Source organism: Streptomyces sp. NPDC015346, assembly GCF_043078785.1.
Taxonomy (GTDB): Bacteria; Actinomycetota; Actinomycetes; order Streptomycetales; family Streptomycetaceae; genus Streptomyces.
The window spans coordinates 416,357-433,485 of sequence record NZ_JBIBTW010000008.1; the positions used below are offsets into that span (position 1 = coordinate 416,357).

Sequence of the window (17,129 nt, forward strand, 5' to 3'; positions counted from 1 at the left end):
CAAGGCGCCCCTAGCGGCCTATCCCTTGGACCTGCGGCGTCGGGATGGAAGGTGCCCGGGACAGCTTGGCCGCAGTGCCGCGGGCCGTCTCGAAGGCCGCCGCGGGGTCGCCGTCCTTGCGCCACGGTTCGGCGCCGCACCACGGGCCGATCAGCCGGAACTGGTCCAGGGCGGCGGCGTACATCCTCGACCGGAGCATGTAGTGCGCCAGCAGGTGGCGCAGGGCGGGGAGGCGCTCGTCGTCGGGGGCGACCTCGTCGAACGATGCCGCGACCTGCTTCAGGATGCCCTTCGCCGCAGGCGTGGCGGAAAGCGCGGAAGCGCCGGAGCGTCCGGTCAGCTCGCTCAGGGCATGCAGGTAAATTCCGGCGAGCGGGCTGCCCGGCGGTGCCTTGCGGACCGCCTCCCGGGCGAACCGCATCATCCGCCGGTCGCTGCCGAACCACTTGGCGCACCAGTACTGGAGGGTCTGCCAGTGCCCCTCGTAGTGGTGGGGAGCGCGGGCGACCAGCTCCTCCCAGAGGGGCTGGAACTGGTCGTGGCCGTACTGCGCCCCGCGGGCCGCGGTGATCATGACGACCCAGGGTCCGGGGTTCACGGGATCGAGCAGCGCTGCCTTCCGCGCCTCCTCGATAGCGGCCGGGAGCATGGCGCGGAAGCGGTTCATCCGCTCCTTCGGGACCTCGTGGGCGTACGCGCCGCCCCGGATCTCCCAGGCGCGATGGACCATCAGTTTGGCGTGGAGGGTCGCCGCGTCGCAGTTCCGGGGCTGGGCCGCACGCCACGCGTCGAGCCAGGCGTCGTCCTCGCGGGCGACCTGCCACAGGAGTTCGATCCGGGACCAGTGCTCGTCCCAGTCCTCGCCCGCCGCCCTGACGTAGGCCTCGGCGGCCCGCCAGTCCCCCTCCCACGCCGCGTCGGCCACGGCCTGCCTCTCCTTGATCCGGTACGGCGCCGGGGGCGGGCCGGGGCGCCCCGGGTCGAGTTGTTCGCGCGGCGCGAGGCCGTAGTCGGAGGCCACGAAGCCGGATCCGACCCAGCGCCCGACTCGGCGAGGAACGATGAAGAGGCGGTAGAGCCCGCAGAGGAACACGCCGAGTACGACGGCGAGGAAGACTGTCACGAGCGGGAATCATCCCCCACTTGATCACTCTCCGCAATAATCCAGGCCAACGATATGGCGAGGTCAGAGCCAGGGTGCGAGGGCGTGACGGGTGCCCCTCCCCTCCCAGCGCTTCAGACGGTCTCGTTCAGGTCCCGCGCGTAGTGCTCGATGGCCGGCCGGTACCTGCGGACGTACGGATCGTCGCTCGTGGCGGCGAGCAGGTTCAGGAGCAGCCGGGCCGACTCGTGGTGGTCGCCCGTGTTGAAGAGGGCCATCGCGAGGAAGGCGCGCAGCGCCCCGTCGTCGGGGAACTCCTCGGTCCCGCGGCGCAGCGTGGCGACGGCCTGCTCGTAGCGGCCGAGGACGCGGTACGTGCTGCCGAGGCCGAGGAGCGCGCCGCGCCTGTCCTCGGTCGACAGGGCGGGCGCGCCCGTGCCGTCGAGGGCCCGCTCGTAGAAGGGCACGGCCTCGGCCTCCAGGCCGAGCACGTCGTGCGCCCAGGCGGTCTGGTACGCCACCTCGGCGTCGTCGGGGTACCGCGCGGAGAGCTCCACCAGGCGGGTCCGCGCCTCCTCCTGACGGCCCCCTTCCCGCAGCCGTACCGCTGCGGCCAGCAGCCCGTCCCGCGCCTCGTCGCTCGCATTCATGGGGTCATCGTCGCAGGCGGCGACGGGCGGCCGCCGTAGGGGGCTGCCAGGTGACGGAGCGCCATATTCCCGCACCGTCGTTGTGGCGGCCGGGCCCATAGGAGCCGGTCCGGCACACCTCTAGTGTCCCGGCCACGCACCCGCCCGAATCGAGCCGCCCGGGAGATTCCATGCGACCACTCCGCCCCGACCGCCCGCGCCGTCCCCGCCCGTGCCGTCCTCGCCTTCGCCGGCGCACGGGCCGGCTGACGGCCCTGCTGCTCCTCGCCGCCACGGCGCTGTTCCCGGGCGCCTCCCCCGCGACGGCCGCCGCCACCGCCTCCGCCCCCGTCTCCGCTCCCGTTCCCGTCCCCGGTGAGCTGCGGCCGTACAACGTCGACGCCGTCTACAGCGCCGGCATATCGTCCGGCGGCTACATGGCCACGCAGCTCCACGTGGCGTACTCCGGTACGTTCAGCGGCTCGGCGGCCTTCGCCTCCGGGCCGTACGACTGCGCCCAGAACACGCTCTCCACCGCGCTCAACGCCTGCATGAACACCACACAGGACCTTCAGCTCACGAAGCTGGAGCAGACCACCCGGGACCGGTCGGCGCGGGGACTCGTCGACCCGGTGGCGAACCTCGCGGGCGACCCGGTGTACGTCTTCAGCGGCTCGGGCGACGCGACGGTGAAGCGGCCGGTGGCCGACGCGCTGGCGGACTACTACGGCCGCTTCGGCGCGTCGGTCCGGTACGACCGCTCCTCCCCGGCCGGGCACGCCTGGATCAGCCCGCTCGGCCCCAACGCCTGTGCGGTGACGCAGACTCCGTGGATCAACAACTGCGGCATCGACGCCGAGCGCGATCTGCTCGGCCATCTCCTGGGCTCCGTCGCGGCCCCGAGCGCCGCCCCCGGCGGCACGCTCACGCAGTTCGACCAGAACGCCTACACCCCGGGCGGAGCGGCGGCGCTGTCCATGGGCGACAAGGGCTTCGTGTACGTGCCGAGGTCGTGTTCCGACGGCGCGGTCTGCGCTCTGATGGTCGCCCTGCACGGCTGCAAGCAGGGGTACGGCTATCAGGGCTTCGGGACCCAGTTCGTCGACAAGGCGTATCTGAACGAGTACGCCGACACCAACGACATGATCGTGCTCTACCCGCAGGCCGCCGCGACGGCCACGCCGGAGAACCCCAACGGCTGCTGGAACTGGTGGGGTTACCTCGGCGACTCCGCCTACGCGCAGCACGGCGGACAGCAGATCGAGGCGGTGATGGCCATGGTCCGGGCGCTGCGCGGTTCCACGCCCCCGCCTCCTCCCCCGCCCGCGGCCGACCGGATCACGCTGGCGAGCGTGGACGCCCAGGACGGCTATGTGAAGGCCGCGGCGGACGGCTCGGGCGCGACGGCCGGCACACTGGAGGACACCTACGGCCTCGCCCTCGGCCGGGGCACCGACGGCAAGGTGAACCGGACGCTGCTGTCGTTCGACACGTCGAGGATCCCGGCGGGCAAGGAGATCACCCGGGCGTATCTGACGGTGAGCCGGAGCAGCGGGTCCGGCGACCCATGGGCCTCGCCCGCGGGCAACCGGCTCCTGGCGGACGTCCGGACCGGCTGTTTCGGGGCGTGCGCGGTCGAGGCCTCGGACTGGTCGGCCGCGGCCACGGTGGCGGGCGGGGCGCGGGTCGCCGCCTTCTCCTCGGGCAGCGCCACCTCGACGGACCTGTCGCCCGAGGCCCTCGCGGCCCTCGACCGGACCGGCACGACCCAGGTGCGGCTGCGCTTCGAGTCCGCGCCGCTGTCCACGGCGTACCTCTTCGTCAACAGGGACACTCCGGTGACGCTGACGGTCGAGTACCGCTAGGGGCCGTGCCGGGGCGTGGCCGGCGGCCGGCCCGCCGCCACCTGGCCCCTCACGCCTCACGTCTCACGCCTCACTCGCTGCGCAACGCCTCCGAGATGGTCAGCCGCGCCGCCCGCCTGGCCGGGACCAGCGCGCCGAGCAGGGCGAGCGTGACGCCGGCGAGCACCGGCAGGGTCACTGTCGGAGCGGTCGCGAGGGAGAGGTCGACGATCACGTCGGAGGTCACCTCGGCCGCCCCGGGCACGGCGCGCAGCAGCGCCTCGGGCTCGGCGTCGCTCCGTTCCCGCGCCGGCTCCTCCCCGAAGAACGGGTTCCCCGGCCGCATGGTGAGGTCGACGCGAAGCTGGCGCTGCGCGACCGGGCGCAGGCGGTGGTCGTCGCGTACGAGACGGGCCTGGTGACCCCGGGGGCGCCGGGGATCGAGCGGCTCAGTCCGGGGACTTGGTCCACTCCAGTGTCACCCGCAGGTTGGCGCTGCCGCTGCCCTTGACGATGAGCGCGGTCAGTCCGCCGGCGTCGATGCCCAGCTGGCAGCCGAACTCGACGGACGCCCGGTCCGGCGCCGCCCGGTGCAGGGCGTCGCTCAGCTGCCCGGCGAAGGAGGCGAGGGCGCTGGTGACGCCGGAGAGGTCCGGGACGTGGTCGCGTACGCCTTCGAGGCCCGGCTCGGGCCCGAGCCGTTCCGCCTCCACGTAGAGCACGGCGTCCCCGAGCTCGACCCTGGTGACGTCCGGCATCACGGCTCCTTCGGGTACGGATCGGGTACGGGCACGGGTACGGGTGGTGAGGCAGGGCGCCAGTATCACCGAGGACGACCGGGGCGACCGGTCGGCGCGCCGCCGGTCACAGCGCCGGTCGCAGGCCGCCGGAGGGGCGGCCCGCGGGGGTCGCGGCCGGGCCGAGGGCGCTGCCCCGCCGCCACGCGTCCCAGCTCAGGTTCCAGTCGCCGTAGCCGTTGCCGAAGGGGGTCATCCGCTTCCCGTACCCGTTGACCACCTCGACGAGATCGCCCTCGCGGAGGGTACGGAAGAGCCAGGCCGCGTCCTCGGTGCTCATGCCCGTGCACCCGTGGCTGACGTTCTCCCGGCCCTGGGCGTCCGTCGACCAGGGGGCCGCGTGCAGGTACTCGCCGCTCCAGGTGACCCGGGTCGCCCAGCGGACCTTGAGGTCGTAGAAGTCCCGGCTGCCGCGGGCGATGCCGATGGAGTCGCCCCGCATCCGGACCGTCGGCTCCTTGCCGAGGACGACCTTCACGCCGACCCGCGTCCGGTAGCCGGCCTTGCCCGTGGTCACGGGGATCGTGCGGACGACCCGGCCGTTGCGCTTCACGGTCATCCGCAGGGTGGCGACATCGGTGACGGCCTCGATCCGGTCGCCGGTCATGAGCGTCAGGGGCGCGGACGGTCCCCCGTGGAGCCGCTCTGTGACACGGACCCCGTCGAGGCCGCTGCGGACCCGGACGGTGGCGTGGGCGGGCCAGTAGGCCCGGGGCCGGTAGTGGAGCGTCGTGGGGCCGACCCAGTGCCAGGCTCCCTCGACGTGCGGCTCGGACCGTACGTCGAGGGCGCGTTCGACGGCGCGGCGGGCCTCCGGGTCCTCGGCCTCCACGGGATGGCTCAGCTCGGCGGTGATGGGCTGCCCGACACCGTATGTCCGGCCGGGAGCGGGACCGAACGTGACGCCGAGCCGCTCCCCCGCCGGCGCCTTTCCGGTGCGGAACTCCAGGCGCGCCGAGCGCCGTTCGGGACCGCTGCCGGTCCCGGCGCGTTCGACGGTGAGGCGGGCGGTGTAGCGGCCGCCGGGGAGGAGGGCGGCCTCGCTCGTCCAGCGGGCGCCGTCGGCGCTCACCCGGCCGGCGACATGGCGCCCCCGCTCGTCGGCGAGGGTGACGTCGGTGAGCCGGCCCGGCGTCTTCAGCGCGACCGCGATCGGAGCGGGTGTGCGCGCGTCGAGCGCGAACGGCTCGGCCGTGAGGTCCTTCCTCCCGGAGAGCAGGAGGGCGTGCGGGGCGGATCGGCAGAGCCTTCCGGCGGCCCCGCACCCGCTCACGGAGACGATCATGGAGGGAGCGGACGCGTCGCCGGCCCGGGACGTGCGCGTCGCCTTGGCCGGGTGCTGTCCGGCGGTGGTCACGAGTACGGCGCCGATCGCCAGGAACAGCGCGCCCCACCCTTGGGTCTTTCCGCGTGACGGCACGTCGGACCGCCTCCTCCTCCGACCGGTGGATGTCGACCCGAGCATCAAAACGGATGAAGGGAGGAAACGATGATCACGCGGCGGCGTGTGGCGCGCGGTGTCGTCCGACACGACTCGAATGCACCAATGCACCAATGCCCCAGTGCGCCCATGTACCCCCGTACCCACGCGGTGGCTCAGCGCGGCGGCTCCGGCAGTTCCTCGCCGGTCTCCAGGAGGGACTTGAGGCTGGAGAGCAGGGCCGGCCAGCCCTCGCCGACGAGGCTGCGGACCATGCCGTCGGGCTCCAGTTCGTCGTGGATGAGGGTGAGCTTGACCGTGTCCCCTGCCGGTTCCATCGCGAAGGTCACCTTCGAACGCCGTTCCTTCGCGAGTTTGGCGTACGTCTCGTCGTCGATGCCGACCGCCTCGGCCCACTCCGGCGTGAAGGTGTGCCAGGTGTACGAGAGGAGCCGGCCGGGGTCGGCCTTGAGGACCACCTGGTCGGGGTGGGCGGTCTTGCGGCCGCCCTCGTCCCAGACCATCGGCGAACCGGCGGCCCATGTCGTCTCGAAGGCCACACCCCAGTAGCGGCGCGTGTAGGCGGGGTCGGTGAGGGCCTGCCAGAGCTCCTCGGGGGTGGTGCGGATATAGGTGGTGTAGACGAAGGCGTTGCTGTCCATCGGGCTCTGCTCCCTGCTGACGTGCGGCTGCTGCGTGTCGACGACGCCCGGGCCGGCGGGCCGCAACGCCGCCGCCACCAGACCTTCGACCTCCTCCACGGAGACGTCTCCACCTCGGACCACCCGGTCGAACACGAGACCGTCCACGCACCTGAGCAGCGTGAGCGTGCGCCCCTCCGGGTCCTCGACCCGGTGGGCGGCGAGGAAGCGGCGTACCGCGTCCCGCGCGGGGTTCTCGCGCGCCACCAGGATGTCCCGGAGTTCGGGGTCCCGCACGCTCTCGACGGTGCAGGCGTAGCGGGCGAGGGACCGGCGCCGACCCTCGCCGGTGAGGCGGGCGGTGACGAGCGCGGTGGTGGCGTGGGCGAGTTCGGCGGCGGAGCGGGGCTCGTCGAGGTGCTCCCCGGCCGCGCGCAGCTCGGCCTGGTCCCGTTCGACCAGACGGCGGACGAGGGCGGTCAGCAGGGCGGAGCGAGTGCGGTAGTACGCGGAGGTGGTGCCGGCCGGGAGCCCTGCGGCGGCGTCGACGGCGCGGTGGGTGAGCCCGCGCATCCCCGCGTCGGCGAGGACGCCGATCGCGGCGTCGGCGAGAAGGGTACGGCGCTCGGTGGCGGCGGGGCGTCGGTCGGAGGTCACCCCCCATTTCTACACCTGTAGAGACCTGGCGCTAACCTTCTACACCTGTAGAAGAACATGGCGAAGAACTCCGGAGAAGGGATGGTTCACCATGGGGAACACCGCTGTCGTCGTCGGCGCGGGCATCGGCGGGCTCGCCGCAGCCCTCGGACTGCGGCGGATCGGCTGGGAGGTGACGGTCGTGGAGCGCGCCCGGATCCTCGACGACGCGGGCGCCGGGATCTCGCTGGCGGCCAACGGCGTTCGGGCCCTCGACGCCCTCGGTGTCGGGACCGAGGTCCGGGCGGCCGCCCGCGGCCAGTACACCGGGGGCACGCGGACGCCGGGCGGCTCCTGGCTGGCCAGAATGGACGGCACCGCCCTCGAACGCGCGCTCGGTACGCCCATCGTCGGCATCCCCCGCGCCACCCTGCACCGGATCCTGCGCGCGGCCCTCCCGCCCGAGACCCTCACCATCGGCGCCGAGCTGACCGGCCTCGACCACTCGTCGCTCTCACCGGATCGCGTCCGCGTCCACCTCCGTACGCGGGCCGCCGAGGGCTCGCCCGCGACCGAGTCGCACCTGGACGCCGATCTGGTGGTGGCGGCCGACGGCGTCAACAGCCGCGTCCGGGCGCTGCTCTTCCCCGAGCACCCGGGTCCGGCCCACAGCGGCTCGACCGTCCTGCGCGCCGTCACCGACCGGCCGTTGGACCTGCCGACGGACTTCGAGATCACCTGGGGGCGCGGCGCCGAGTTCGGTCACATCGCCTTCGAGGACGGGCGCGCGGAGTGGCACGCCGTCCTCAACTCCCCGCCCGGGATCCGTCACGCCGATCCACTCGCCGTGATCCGTGGGCGGTTCCGTGGCTGGCACCGGCCCATTCCCGACCTGCTCGACGCGACCCGCCCCGAGGCCGTGCTCCACCACGACATCCACGAACTCGTCACCCCGCTCCCGTCCTTCGCCTCCGGCCGCGTAGCACTCCTCGGCGACGCCGCCCACGCGATGACCCCCAACCTGGGCCAGGGCGCCTGTCAGGCCCTGGAGGACGCTGTCGTGCTCGCCGCCTGTCTGGCGCGGCACGACCGGACCGCCGACACGGCCGACACGGACAGCACGGACAGCACGGACAGCACGGGCGTCCTGGCGGCGTTGGCCTCGTACGACGCCGAACGCCGCCCTCGCGCCCAGGCCGTGACGGTCGCCGCCCGTCGCGCCGGCCGCATGGGGCAGCAGCTCAGCCACCCGGCGGCCGTGGCCCTGCGCAACGCGGCGCTTCGGCTGGCACCCTCGGGCGCGGCGGTACGCATGATCCTGCGGCACGCGGACTGGACGCCGCCGTCCCTGCCTCAGCCCTCCGCCCGGGACGGGAGAAGCGTTGAATAGGTGCGAAGGGGGCTATTCAACGACTGCTAGCGTGTCCGGATGTCGCTCAAGCACGCCGTCCTCGCAGCGCTTCTGGAGGGCGAGGCCTCCGGATACGACCTGGCCAAGATCTTCGACGTCTCCGTGGCCAACTTCTGGGCCGCGACGCCGCAGCAGCTCTACCGGGAGCTGGAGCGGCTTTCGGAGGCCGGTCTCATCGCCGCCCGCGTCGTGCACCAGGAGCGGCGGCCCAACAAGCGGATGTTCTCGCTCACCGACGCGGGCCGGCGCGACCTCGTGGCGTACACCTCCCGGCCGCCGCGTCCCACCGCCATCCGCGACGAGCTGATGGTCCAGGTGCAGGCCTGCGACGAGGGCGACACGGACGCGGTGCGCGGGTTCGTGCGGGAGCGGATGGAGTGGTCACGGGGCAAGCACGCGCGGTACGAGAGGCTGCGGGAGTGGATGCTCGACGGCCGTGACGAGGAGACGTACCTGCGGGAGGCGGAGCGGATCGGGCCGTACCTCACGCTGATGCGCGGTCTGTCCCTGGAAGAGGAGAACCTGCGCTGGGGCGAGCGGGTCCTGGCCGTTCTGGACCGGCGCCGGACCGCGCGTCAGCAGGCCTGAGGCGTCGGCCCATACGCACACCTATGCTTGGGTACGTGACCGATAGAGGAACCGATGGCCCGGGGGGCGCTCCGCGCGGGCCGCTCGACCTGTCGCTGCTGCGCACGTTTCTCGCGGTGCACCGCACCGGATCCTTCACCGCCGCCGCCCGGCTGCTGACGCTCTCCCAGCCGACCGTCACGACGCAGATCCGCTCCCTCGAACGCCGCCTCGACCGCGAACTGTTCGAGCGCCGGCCGCGCGGGGTGGCGCCGACGCCGTACGCGGACGATCTGGCGGCCCAGGTGGCGGCGCCCCTCGACGCGCTGGCCACCGTCGCCGACCGCGGTCCGGGACGGACCCCGGCGGCCCAGCCGGTCCATCTCGCGGGCCCCGCCGAGTTCCTGTGCGTGAGCGCCCTGCCCGCGCTCGCGCCGCTGGTCGAGGAGGGTGTACGGCTCCAGGTGCGGACGGGTCTGACCGACGAGCTTCTCGACGGGCTGCGGGCGGGCCACCACGATCTGGTGATCTCCACGGTCCGCCCGCGCGGGCGGACCCTGACCGCGGTGCCGCTCACGGACGAGGAGTTCGTCCTGGTCGCCTCGCCGGAGTGGGCGCGGCGGATCGGCCCGCGGAACGTGGCCGAGGACGGGCCCGCGGCGCTGCACGGCGTACCGATGGTGATGTACGCGGAGGACCTTCCTATCGCGCGTCGTTACTGGCGTCATGTCTTCGGCCGGCGGCTGACGGGCGAGGCCGCCGTCACCGTGCCCGACCTCCGGGGCGTCGTCGCCACGGTCGCGGCCGGTGCCGGGTTCAGTGTGCTGCCGCACTACCTGTGCCGGGCGGAGCTCGACGCGGGCCGGCTCGTGGCGCTGCTGGAACCGGACGACCCTCCGATCAACACGTCGTATCTCGCCCAGCGTCCCGGCACCCCGGAGAGCCCGCACGTGACTCTCGTACGAGACCGGCTGCTGGCCGCCGCCCGCCTCTGGTGACAGACGCCTCTGGTGACAGACAGCCTTACTCCCGGGTAACGTCAACCGTCGGTGACCGGAGGGGCCGGTCGCGGACAAGGGGCGGGCGGGCAGGCCGGATGAACGTCGGTGACATCGTCGAGGACTTCACTCTGCCGGACGAGACGGGGACGCCCCGCTCGCTGACCGGTCTGCTCGAAGAGGGGCCGGTGGTCCTCTTCTTCTATCCGGCGGCCCTCACCCCCGGTTGCACGGCGGAGGCCTGTCACTTCCGGGACCTGGCGGGCGAGTTCCGGGCGGCGGGCGCGCGTCCGGTCGGCGTCAGCTCCGATGCCGTGGCGCGCCAGCAGGAGTTCGCCGACCGTCATTCGCTGGGGTATCCGCTGCTCTCCGACCCCGAGGGTGTGATCCGTGACCGGTTCGGGGTGACCCGTGGATTCTCGCTCGCACCGACGAAGCGGGTCACCTTCGTGATCGACACCGACCGCCGCGTCCTGGAGGTCGTCCGCAGTGAGCTGCGGATGAGCGCGCACGCCGACCGTGCGCTGGCGGCGCTGCTCGCGCGCCGGGTCTGAACCGCCGGTCCGGCCGGCAGGGCGTACGGGCTCCCACACCTCTGAGGTGCGGGAGCCGCTCGGCGGGTCGGTTCAGCAGCTCATCGCCCAGGTGTGGGAGTCGCCGCGGTCGTTGGCAGCGCCGTTGTAGCCGACCTCCTGGCCGGGGGCGAGACAGATGGTCATGGCGCCGCCCTGCCAGGCGCTTTCGTAGACGCGGACGTGGTCCTTGACCCCTGGCCCGGAGATGCCGTGGTTGGCCCAGGAGGAGTCGGTGTCGGCGATCCAGTTCTCCCACCAGCCGTCGTCCCCGCTCCAGTTGGCGCGCTGGCCACCGAAGTTGGCCTCCTGCCACGTGCAGAAGTGGCCGCTGGGACAGTCGGCGGCCACGGCCGGGGTGGTCAGGGCGAGGCCACCGGTGAGGGCGAGCAGAGCCGCGGCGGCGGTGGTGAGCATGCGCTTCATGAGGCGTCGTTGCCTTTCTGGTCGGTGGTACGCGCGGACAGTTCGGCTGCCCGCTGCAGCGCGCGGGTGCGCAGCTGCCGGTAGGTGGTGAGCTGGTCGGCGCGCAGAGCGCGGACCTCCGCCAGCTCCGCGGGCTCCAGGCGGGCCCGCACATCGGCCAGTCCGCTCTCCCGCTCGCACCGGGCGGCGACGGCGGGGTCGGGGCGTTCGGGGCGTGGCCGGCCCGGCGGGGCCGCGCACCGGGTCCAGCGGTCGAGCGCGGCAAGGTGGGCGGGGTCGTCCTTCACGCGCCTGGGCCTCGGCCCGCAGGTTGTCGACGGTCACCTGGGCGCGGAACCAGCGCGTCTGGTCGCCGTAGAGGTTCTGCCGGGCGGCGGCGACACAGCCGTCGGTGTGGGCGGTGACGGTGTGGCCGGTGGCGAGGGTCAGGGAGAGCTCGCGGGGGCCGGTGCCGAAGAGGGCCGCCTGCAGCCGCCCGTCTTCGGCGGGCGCGGGCGAGCCCTCGGGCGATGCCTCGGGGACGGTGTCGGGGAGGGTGAGGCCGCGCGCTGCGAGGCAGCGGACGACGAGCGTGTGTTCGGCGGTCCTGAGGAGTTCGTCCTGGGCCTGGCGCGAGGACGGCACCGTCGAGCGGGCGTGGACGGTCGCGCAGCCCGCCAGCACGAGGGCGGCGGCCGCGGTCGCGAGCGGTCGGCGGGCACGCCTGGTGACGGAAAGCATGGTCCCCCCTTGTGAAGCGCCTGGTCAGCGGGGCCGCAAGGGTTCGTCACGCGGCGATCGCGCGGCTTTCGTCACGGCCCGTGACGACACTGCCCGGGCGGAGGCCGACCATGCGGGGGGTCACTCGAACGGGTCGAACGCGCCGGAGTGTGCGCCGCTCGGGAGCGGTCCGCGCCAGAGAGCGCCGGGCAGCGCGGGAGTACCTGGAAGTACGCGCGGGCACGAAGCAGCCCCGGGTGGACGGGGGATTCCAACCGGGGCTGATCGCTGCGACGCGCGAAGAGCGGTCACCTCAAGGGGGGACTCGGGGACCGGGCCCCTTCGCAGTCACATATGCATGAACGATAAACCTTCACACCGTGTTCCGAAGACTCGAACCTGCCCGATGTGAGTCACCTCACCCCGATTTCGCCGGTCCGGTGTCTCACGTTACGGACGGTAGACGGTTCCTGGCTCTGCGCTGCCCGGAGCGAGAAGCTGCGGGACGGTCACGAACGTGAACCCGCGCCGCTTCAGCTCGTCGATGATCCCGGGTACGGCCGGCACCGTTCCGTCGTATATGTCGTGCAGGAGGATGATCCCGTCCCCCTTCGCCCCGTCGAGCACTCGCTGGCGTATCAGCGCCGAATCGGTCGTCGAGTAGTCCTTCGCCGTGACGCTCCACAGGATCTGCGCGAGCCCGAGTTCGCGGCTCACCTCCGAGACCGTGTCGTCGGTGCGCCCCTGCGGCGGCCGCATGAGCGTGGGCCTGCTCCCGGTGATCTTCTCTATCGCGTCCTGGGTGCGGGACAGCTCCTCGCGCACCTCATCCTCCTCCAGCTCCGTGAGTATGCGGTGGGTCCAGGTGTGGTTGGCGACCTCGTGGCCCTCGTCGGCGATGCGCTTCACGACCTGGGGATAGCGGTCCACGTGCTTCCTGCCGAGCAGGAAGAAGGTGGCGGGGACCTGCTTCTCCTTGAGGATGTCGAGGAGGCGGGGCGTGTCCTTGCCGGGGCCCGCGTCGAAGGTCAGCGCGATGCACTTCACCGTGGCGCAGTCGACCGCCGCTCCGGATGCCGCCCCCGCCTTCCCGCCCTTGCCGTCCGCACCGGCGGCCTTGCTCCTGGCCTCTCCCGGAGTGACCTTCTCGACCCCGCAGCCACTGAGGGCGAGGACCAGCGAGGCCGCCGCCAGAAGGGCGACGACCGGTCCCCGGCTCTTTGCCGGCTTGGTTCGGAACATGGTGCGACCCGCTTTCCCCGTCGATGGCTTGGGACGGCCAGGCCCGCCTGGTCAGCGGCGATCCGTGGCATGTCCCGCACACTACACACGGTGTATACACGCCATGCATAGGGGGGTAGGTCGTGATCGCTCACCGCCGCCGTGGGCACACGTATGCCCCGGACGGCGCCCGTCCGCTCCGTCCGGGGTGTCATGTGCCGGCGGGCCGCCGGCGGGTCAACGGGAGGCGAGCAGCAGCCGTGCCTCGGTCTCCTGGTCGCCGGAGACCGACTGCAGCGACTGGATGTCGAAGCTGGTGGCGAGCGTCTTCTCGACCTCGTCGACCGCGTGGTATCCGCCGATCAGCACCGCCCCGACCATGCCGGTGAGCGGTACGGGGCGGACCTCCTCGTGGGGGCCGGCCGCCGTGTCGAAGGTGGCCGTCCAGACGTTGACGCCGGGGGTCGTGGCCGCCTGCGTGCCCGGGACCTTCATGTCCTCGAGCTCGTAGACGTGGTCGAGGACGTCGAAGACGGCCTGGGCGTCCTCGCGGGAACAGTCGCTCAGCTGCACGCAGACGTCGGTGTCGATGTGCATGTCGTACACGTCGCTCATCTCCTCGCGGCGGTCCCGTGGGCCGGTCGCCCCGCCTCGCTTCCAGCATCCCTCGCGCGCGGGCGTCCCGCGAGGCCCGCCGCCCGTCGCCCGTCACCCGTCGCCCGCCCGTGGCCCGCCCGTGGCCGGCCGTGGCCCGGCCGTGGCCCGGCTCCCGCACGGTTGAAGGCCCTGTGTGCGGTTACTCGCGACGAAGGGGTCCGAACGGGAGGTCCCGTGCCCACCACGCCACGACAGCTCACGCCGGACGCCGACGGTCTGGTCCGAGGGCGTCACGAGACGCCGGAGGAACGCGCGGACCGGCGGTGGGGTGAGCTGATGCAGGAGATCAGGGTCGCCCAGACGGGCGTGCAGATCCTGTTCGGCTTCCTGCTCACCGTCGTCTTCACGCCCCGCTTCCCTGAGCTGCCGGGCGCCGACCGGATGATCTACGTCATCACCGTCTCCCTCGGCGCGGCGGCGACGGGCGCCCTGATCGGCCCGGTCTCCTTCCACCGGCTGGTGGCGGGGCGGCGGATCAAACCGCAGGCCGTCGAGTGGGCCTCCCGGCTGACCTTCATCGGGCTGCTCCTGCTCCTGGCGACCCTGGCCTCCGCCCTGCTCCTGGTCCTGCGGGTGGCGACCCAGCACGCGTACGTCCCGTGGCTCGTGGCCGGTCTGGTCACCTGGTACCTGCTCTGCTGGTTCGTGCTGCCGCTCTGGGTGCGCGGGCGCTACACGAACAGTGCGGGCGACCCCCCGGGGGAGGCCAGAAGGCGGACCCGGTTCACGCGCCGCCGGTGACCCGCTCCACGGTGTCCGCCTCAGCGGCCGGCTTGTCGGGCCGATGGCGTACGACCCGGGCGAAGCGGAGCGTGACCCCGGCCGGGTAGCGGGTGGAACGCTGCAGACCGTCGTACGCGATCTCGACGACCAGCTCCGGCCGTACGCGTACGGTGAATCCGTCGTCGGCCTCCGCGAGTTCACCCAGCCTCTCGGTCTGCCAGCGCAGCATGTCGTCGGTGAGGCCCTTGAAGGTCTTGCCGAGCATCACGAAGGTGCCGTCGGCGGCGCGCGCGCCGAGGTGCAGGTTGGAGAGCAGCCCGGTGCGCCGGCCGTGGCCCCACTCGGCGGCGAGGACGACGAGGTCGAGGGTGTGAACGGGCTTCACCTTCAACCAGGTACGCCCGCGCCGGCCCGCGACGTAGGGCGCTTCGAGCGCCTTGACCAGGACTCCTTCGTGGCCGCGGGCCAGTGTGTCCGTGAAGAACCGCTCGGCCCCCTCGATCTGCGCGGCCGAACCGGGATCGTCGACGACGCACCGGCGCACCCGCGAGGCCTCGGGAACCAGCCGCGCCAGGGCCGCGTGGCGCTCGTGGCCGGGGTGGTCGATGAGGACGTCGCCGTCCGCCGCGAGCACGTCGAAGAAGACCGGTGAGACGGGGGTCGCGGCGCTCGCCGTCACGACGTCGACGCGGGATCCGACCCGGGAGGCGATGTCCTGGAAGGGAATCGGCCGCCCCGTGGCCGGGTCGAGCGCGATGACCTCACCGTCCAGGATGAACTGGTCGCCGCTCATCTCCCGGGCACGGGCGACCACTTCGGGCAGTCGGCCGGTGATGTCGTCGAGGGAACGGGTGAAGACCCGTACCTCGTCGCCTCGGCGGTGCACCTGGACGCGGATGCCGTCCAGCTTCTCCTCGACCACGCACGGGCCGAGGCTCCCGACGGCCTCGGCGACCGAGCCGGCGGTATGGGCCAGCATCGGCTGGACGGGAGTGCCCACCCGCAGAGCGAAGGTCTCCAGCGCGGCGGGTCCGTCGGCGAGCACCGCCCGGGCGACGCGCGGCAGGGACCCTTCGAGCATCACCGCCCGGCGGAGCTGGTCGGACGGAACCGTGGCGGCCCGCGCGACACCCTCGAGCGCGATGGCGTCGAGGGCGCCCTGCCGCACGTCGCCGGAGAGCAGCCGGATCAGGAACTCCTGTTCCGGCAGGGTGGCGGCGGCGATCAGGTCATGGACGAGACGGGCCCGCTCGGCCTGCGAACCGGCCCCGGTGAGGCCGGCGAGCGCGGTCATGGTGTCATCGGTGCCGGCGAGGGTGAGGGTCGGGTGCTCGGCGGGCGGCACGGCGGGCGGGATCACGTGTTTGAGCACGCTCCAGCCGACTCCGATGCGTCCCTGCGGAAGCCGGCCGGAGAGATAGGCGATGACGAGCGGGCTCTCCTCGGGCGCGGCCTCCGCGAACAGCTCGGCGAGCAGGCCGATCTTCCGCGAGCGGGCCGAGGTGGCGGCGACCTGTCGGGAGACGTCCGCGAGCCGTGCGAGAAGCATGCGGCCATCCTGCCCCGCGCCGCACTCCGCCCGCACGTCGGAGACCCGCCGACGCCGCCCGACACCCGCCGCATGCCGTCGCCCGGGGCCGGCCCCCGCCCCGCCCCCGCCGTACCGGCCAGCGCCCCGCCCCCGCCGTACCGGCCAGCGCCGGCCGGCCGGTACGGGCACGGGGTTACGAGCTCGGGGGTACGGGCACGGGGTTACGAGCTCGGGGGTACGGCTCGGGGTACGGGCCCTAGGTCGCCGACGTGGCCGGGCGGGGAGCCGTCTCTCCGATTCCCTCCGCTCTCGTGCCCGCGTCCGCTCCCGCTCGCCTGCGGCGGCGCAGGCGGTCGAGCAGGGTCGGACGGGTGCGGCGTGTGGGTGGGCGGGAGAAGGACGGCGGGCGGGGTGGCCGGGTGGCGGTGGGGCCGGCTCCCCGCCCCCGGACCGCCCCTCCTCCTGGTCGTGGTGCCTGGCGCTCCTCCCGTGCCTCGTCAAGCGCCAGCGCCAGGCTCATCCGGTGCCAGAGGATCTCGTCCGGGTCGTCGGCCAGCATCAACCGGTCCGCGATCTCCCGGGCGGTCGCGGACTCCGGGAGCCCCGACGGCGGTTGCGGACGCAGCCGGTCGAGGTGCGCCCGTTCGTACGGGTCGTCGACGACCTCGGCCAGCTGGAGCGGGTCGAGGAGCGAGGCGATCGCCGCCGCCCGCGCCCATGGGTCCTCCGTCGCCCGCAGCAGCAGGCCGAGCCGCCTGGCCCGCCAGTTCCGCGGCCGCCGGTCCTCTCCGGCGTCGATCCGGTCGCGGACCTCCTGGGGAAGCCGTCCGCTCAACAGGCCCTGATGGGTCACGGCGAACTCACCGAGCTCTCCGGCGAGATAGAGCCACACCACCGCGCGGTAGCGGTTCAGATAGAACCGCGCCGGGCTGAAGTGCCCCGTCCTGGCCAGCTTGGTGAAGCGGTCCGGGGTGATCGAGAGCAGCTCCGCGGCCTCCGTCGTACCGACCGTGCGGACCCGCTCCCGCATCCCCTCGGGGAAGTCGGGAGCGGCTCTGAGCCGGTCGACCTCCGCCCGCTCCACCCTGCGCCGGCCGCCGCCCGGCGACCCGGAGGCGCTCGTCCCACCGGCCGTGGGGGCCCCCCGCGCCCCCCCCCCCGCCCGCCCCCGACCCCAGAAAACCAAAAGCACCCCCCCCTGGTAAAACTCCCCCCCCCCGTACAAGTAAAGTGGCCGCCCCCGCCAACCCCCCCC

At 73.2% G+C, this 17,129-nt stretch carries 18 protein-coding genes and 1 pseudogene; 6 read left to right on the plus strand and 13 right to left on the minus strand.

Going from position 1 to position 17,129, the window contains the following annotated elements:
* Positions 1-10: 10 nt before the first annotated feature.
* Positions 11-1,123, minus strand: a complete 1,113-nt coding sequence (locus ACF06X_RS28520; RefSeq protein WP_392290156.1) for a hypothetical protein — start codon at positions 1,121-1,123, stop codon at positions 11-13.
* 113 nt (positions 1,124-1,236) lie between these two features.
* Positions 1,237-1,752 carry a tetratricopeptide repeat protein gene (locus tag ACF06X_RS28525; RefSeq protein WP_392290157.1) on the minus strand — a complete coding sequence of 172 codons (516 nt, stop codon included), beginning with the start codon at positions 1,750-1,752 and terminating at the stop codon, positions 1,237-1,239.
* Positions 1,753-1,922: 170 nt separating this feature from the next.
* Between ACF06X_RS28525 and ACF06X_RS28530 the strand changes: the two genes are divergently transcribed.
* The gene (locus ACF06X_RS28530) at positions 1,923-3,596 is read left to right on the plus strand and encodes a poly(3-hydroxybutyrate) depolymerase (RefSeq protein ID WP_392290158.1); all 1,674 of its coding nucleotides are present in this window, start codon (positions 1,923-1,925) and stop codon (positions 3,594-3,596) included.
* Between the two features lie 70 nt (positions 3,597-3,666).
* On the opposite strand, the gene ACF06X_RS28535 is transcribed toward ACF06X_RS28530, so the two are convergent.
* The 5 genes and pseudogenes from ACF06X_RS28535 to ACF06X_RS28555 form a co-directional block, all read right to left on the minus strand.
* Entirely contained in the window at positions 3,667-3,921 is a 255-nt protein-coding gene (locus ACF06X_RS28535; protein WP_392290159.1) for a hypothetical protein, read from the minus strand.
* A 103-nt stretch (positions 3,922-4,024) separates the two neighbouring features.
* The gene (locus tag ACF06X_RS28540) at positions 4,025-4,333 is read right to left on the minus strand and encodes a CU044_2847 family protein (RefSeq protein ID WP_392290160.1); all 309 of its coding nucleotides are present in this window, start codon (positions 4,331-4,333) and stop codon (positions 4,025-4,027) included.
* A 106-nt stretch (positions 4,334-4,439) separates the two neighbouring features.
* Positions 4,440-5,792, minus strand: coding sequence for an Ig-like domain-containing protein (locus tag ACF06X_RS28545; protein ID WP_392290161.1), 1,353 nt, complete (start codon positions 5,790-5,792; stop codon positions 4,440-4,442).
* A 176-nt stretch (positions 5,793-5,968) separates the two neighbouring features.
* Positions 5,969-6,454 carry an SRPBCC domain-containing protein gene (locus ACF06X_RS28550; protein WP_392290201.1) on the minus strand — a complete coding sequence of 162 codons (486 nt, stop codon included), beginning with the start codon at positions 6,452-6,454 and terminating at the stop codon, positions 5,969-5,971.
* A gap of 60 nt (positions 6,455-6,514) precedes the next feature.
* A pseudogene (locus ACF06X_RS28555) lies at positions 6,515-7,006 on the minus strand (TetR/AcrR family transcriptional regulator); the annotation flags it as partial.
* Positions 7,007-7,181: 175 nt separating this feature from the next.
* Here ACF06X_RS28555 and ACF06X_RS28560 point away from each other — a divergent pair.
* From ACF06X_RS28560 to ACF06X_RS28575, 4 genes are all read left to right on the plus strand, one after another.
* On the plus strand, positions 7,182-8,459 hold the full coding sequence (locus ACF06X_RS28560) for an FAD-dependent monooxygenase (RefSeq protein ID WP_392290162.1): 1,278 nt from the start codon (positions 7,182-7,184) through the stop codon (positions 8,457-8,459).
* Between the two features lie 39 nt (positions 8,460-8,498).
* Complete coding sequence (locus tag ACF06X_RS28565) at positions 8,499-9,068, plus strand: PadR family transcriptional regulator (RefSeq protein ID WP_392290163.1); 570 nt, start codon at positions 8,499-8,501, stop codon at positions 9,066-9,068.
* Positions 9,069-9,091: 23 nt separating this feature from the next.
* Positions 9,092-10,045 (plus strand): LysR family transcriptional regulator, encoded by a 954-nt coding sequence (locus ACF06X_RS28570; RefSeq protein WP_392290164.1) that lies wholly within the window; start codon positions 9,092-9,094, stop codon positions 10,043-10,045.
* A 98-nt stretch (positions 10,046-10,143) separates the two neighbouring features.
* Positions 10,144-10,599 carry a peroxiredoxin gene (locus ACF06X_RS28575; protein WP_392290165.1) on the plus strand — a complete coding sequence of 152 codons (456 nt, stop codon included), beginning with the start codon at positions 10,144-10,146 and terminating at the stop codon, positions 10,597-10,599.
* A 72-nt stretch (positions 10,600-10,671) separates the two neighbouring features.
* On the opposite strand, the gene ACF06X_RS28580 is transcribed toward ACF06X_RS28575, so the two are convergent.
* The 4 genes from ACF06X_RS28580 to ACF06X_RS28595 all read right to left on the minus strand — a co-directional run bounded on the left by ACF06X_RS28580 (position 10,672) and on the right by ACF06X_RS28595 (position 13,578).
* Entirely contained in the window at positions 10,672-11,043 is a 372-nt protein-coding gene (locus ACF06X_RS28580) for a peptidase inhibitor family I36 protein (RefSeq protein WP_392290166.1), read from the minus strand.
* Positions 11,040-11,330 (minus strand): hypothetical protein, encoded by a 291-nt coding sequence (locus tag ACF06X_RS28585; RefSeq protein ID WP_392290167.1) that lies wholly within the window; start codon positions 11,328-11,330, stop codon positions 11,040-11,042. Before ACF06X_RS28585 ends, ACF06X_RS28580 begins: the two co-directional genes overlap by 4 nt.
* An 862-nt stretch (positions 11,331-12,192) precedes the next feature.
* Positions 12,193-12,984, minus strand: a complete 792-nt coding sequence (locus ACF06X_RS28590) for a polysaccharide deacetylase family protein (RefSeq protein ID WP_392290168.1) — start codon at positions 12,982-12,984, stop codon at positions 12,193-12,195.
* A gap of 216 nt (positions 12,985-13,200) precedes the next feature.
* A complete protein-coding gene (locus ACF06X_RS28595; RefSeq protein WP_392290169.1) occupies positions 13,201-13,578 on the minus strand; it encodes a hypothetical protein in 378 nt (125 codons plus the stop codon).
* A gap of 216 nt (positions 13,579-13,794) precedes the next feature.
* Here ACF06X_RS28595 and ACF06X_RS28600 point away from each other — a divergent pair, with 216 nt between their 5' ends.
* On the plus strand, positions 13,795-14,361 hold the full coding sequence (locus ACF06X_RS28600) for a DUF6328 family protein (protein ID WP_392290170.1): 567 nt from the start codon (positions 13,795-13,797) through the stop codon (positions 14,359-14,361).
* Here the strand turns inward: ACF06X_RS28600 and ACF06X_RS28605 are convergent.
* Together ACF06X_RS28605 and ACF06X_RS28610 are read right to left on the minus strand one after the other, a co-directional pair.
* Positions 14,345-15,892 carry an ATP-dependent DNA ligase gene (locus tag ACF06X_RS28605; protein ID WP_392290171.1) on the minus strand — a complete coding sequence of 516 codons (1,548 nt, stop codon included), beginning with the start codon at positions 15,890-15,892 and terminating at the stop codon, positions 14,345-14,347. The two genes, ACF06X_RS28600 and ACF06X_RS28605, sit on opposite strands and share 17 nt — an antisense overlap.
* A gap of 238 nt (positions 15,893-16,130) precedes the next feature.
* The gene (locus ACF06X_RS28610; protein WP_392290172.1) at positions 16,131-16,958 is read right to left on the minus strand and encodes a DUF6397 family protein; all 828 of its coding nucleotides are present in this window, start codon (positions 16,956-16,958) and stop codon (positions 16,131-16,133) included.
* Between the last annotated feature and the right edge of the window lie 171 nt (positions 16,959-17,129).

Coding starts and splice junctions, on each gene's coding strand:
- ACF06X_RS28605 (WP_392290171.1), bottom strand. CDS start 15,892: ATGCTTCTCGCACGGCTCGCGGACGTCTCCCGACAGGTCGCCGCCACC.
- ACF06X_RS28535 (WP_392290159.1), bottom strand. CDS start 3,921: ATGCGGCCGGGGAACCCGTTCTTCGGGGAGGAGCCGGCGCGGGAACGG.
- ACF06X_RS28590 (WP_392290168.1), bottom strand. CDS start 12,984: ATGTTCCGAACCAAGCCGGCAAAGAGCCGGGGACCGGTCGTCGCCCTT.
- ACF06X_RS28595 (WP_392290169.1), bottom strand. CDS start 13,578: ATGAGCGACGTGTACGACATGCACATCGACACCGACGTCTGCGTGCAG.
- ACF06X_RS28570 (WP_392290164.1), top strand. CDS start 9,092: ATGCTTGGGTACGTGACCGATAGAGGAACCGATGGCCCGGGGGGCGCT.
- ACF06X_RS28560 (WP_392290162.1), top strand. CDS start 7,182: ATGGGGAACACCGCTGTCGTCGTCGGCGCGGGCATCGGCGGGCTCGCC.
- ACF06X_RS28530 (WP_392290158.1), top strand. CDS start 1,923: ATGCGACCACTCCGCCCCGACCGCCCGCGCCGTCCCCGCCCGTGCCGT.
- ACF06X_RS28575 (WP_392290165.1), top strand. CDS start 10,144: ATGAACGTCGGTGACATCGTCGAGGACTTCACTCTGCCGGACGAGACG.
- ACF06X_RS28550 (WP_392290201.1), bottom strand. CDS start 6,454: ATGGACAGCAACGCCTTCGTCTACACCACCTATATCCGCACCACCCCC.
- ACF06X_RS28540 (WP_392290160.1), bottom strand. CDS start 4,333: ATGCCGGACGTCACCAGGGTCGAGCTCGGGGACGCCGTGCTCTACGTG.
- ACF06X_RS28565 (WP_392290163.1), top strand. CDS start 8,499: ATGTCGCTCAAGCACGCCGTCCTCGCAGCGCTTCTGGAGGGCGAGGCC.
- ACF06X_RS28580 (WP_392290166.1), bottom strand. CDS start 11,043: ATGAAGCGCATGCTCACCACCGCCGCCGCGGCTCTGCTCGCCCTCACC.
- ACF06X_RS28525 (WP_392290157.1), bottom strand. CDS start 1,752: ATGAATGCGAGCGACGAGGCGCGGGACGGGCTGCTGGCCGCAGCGGTA.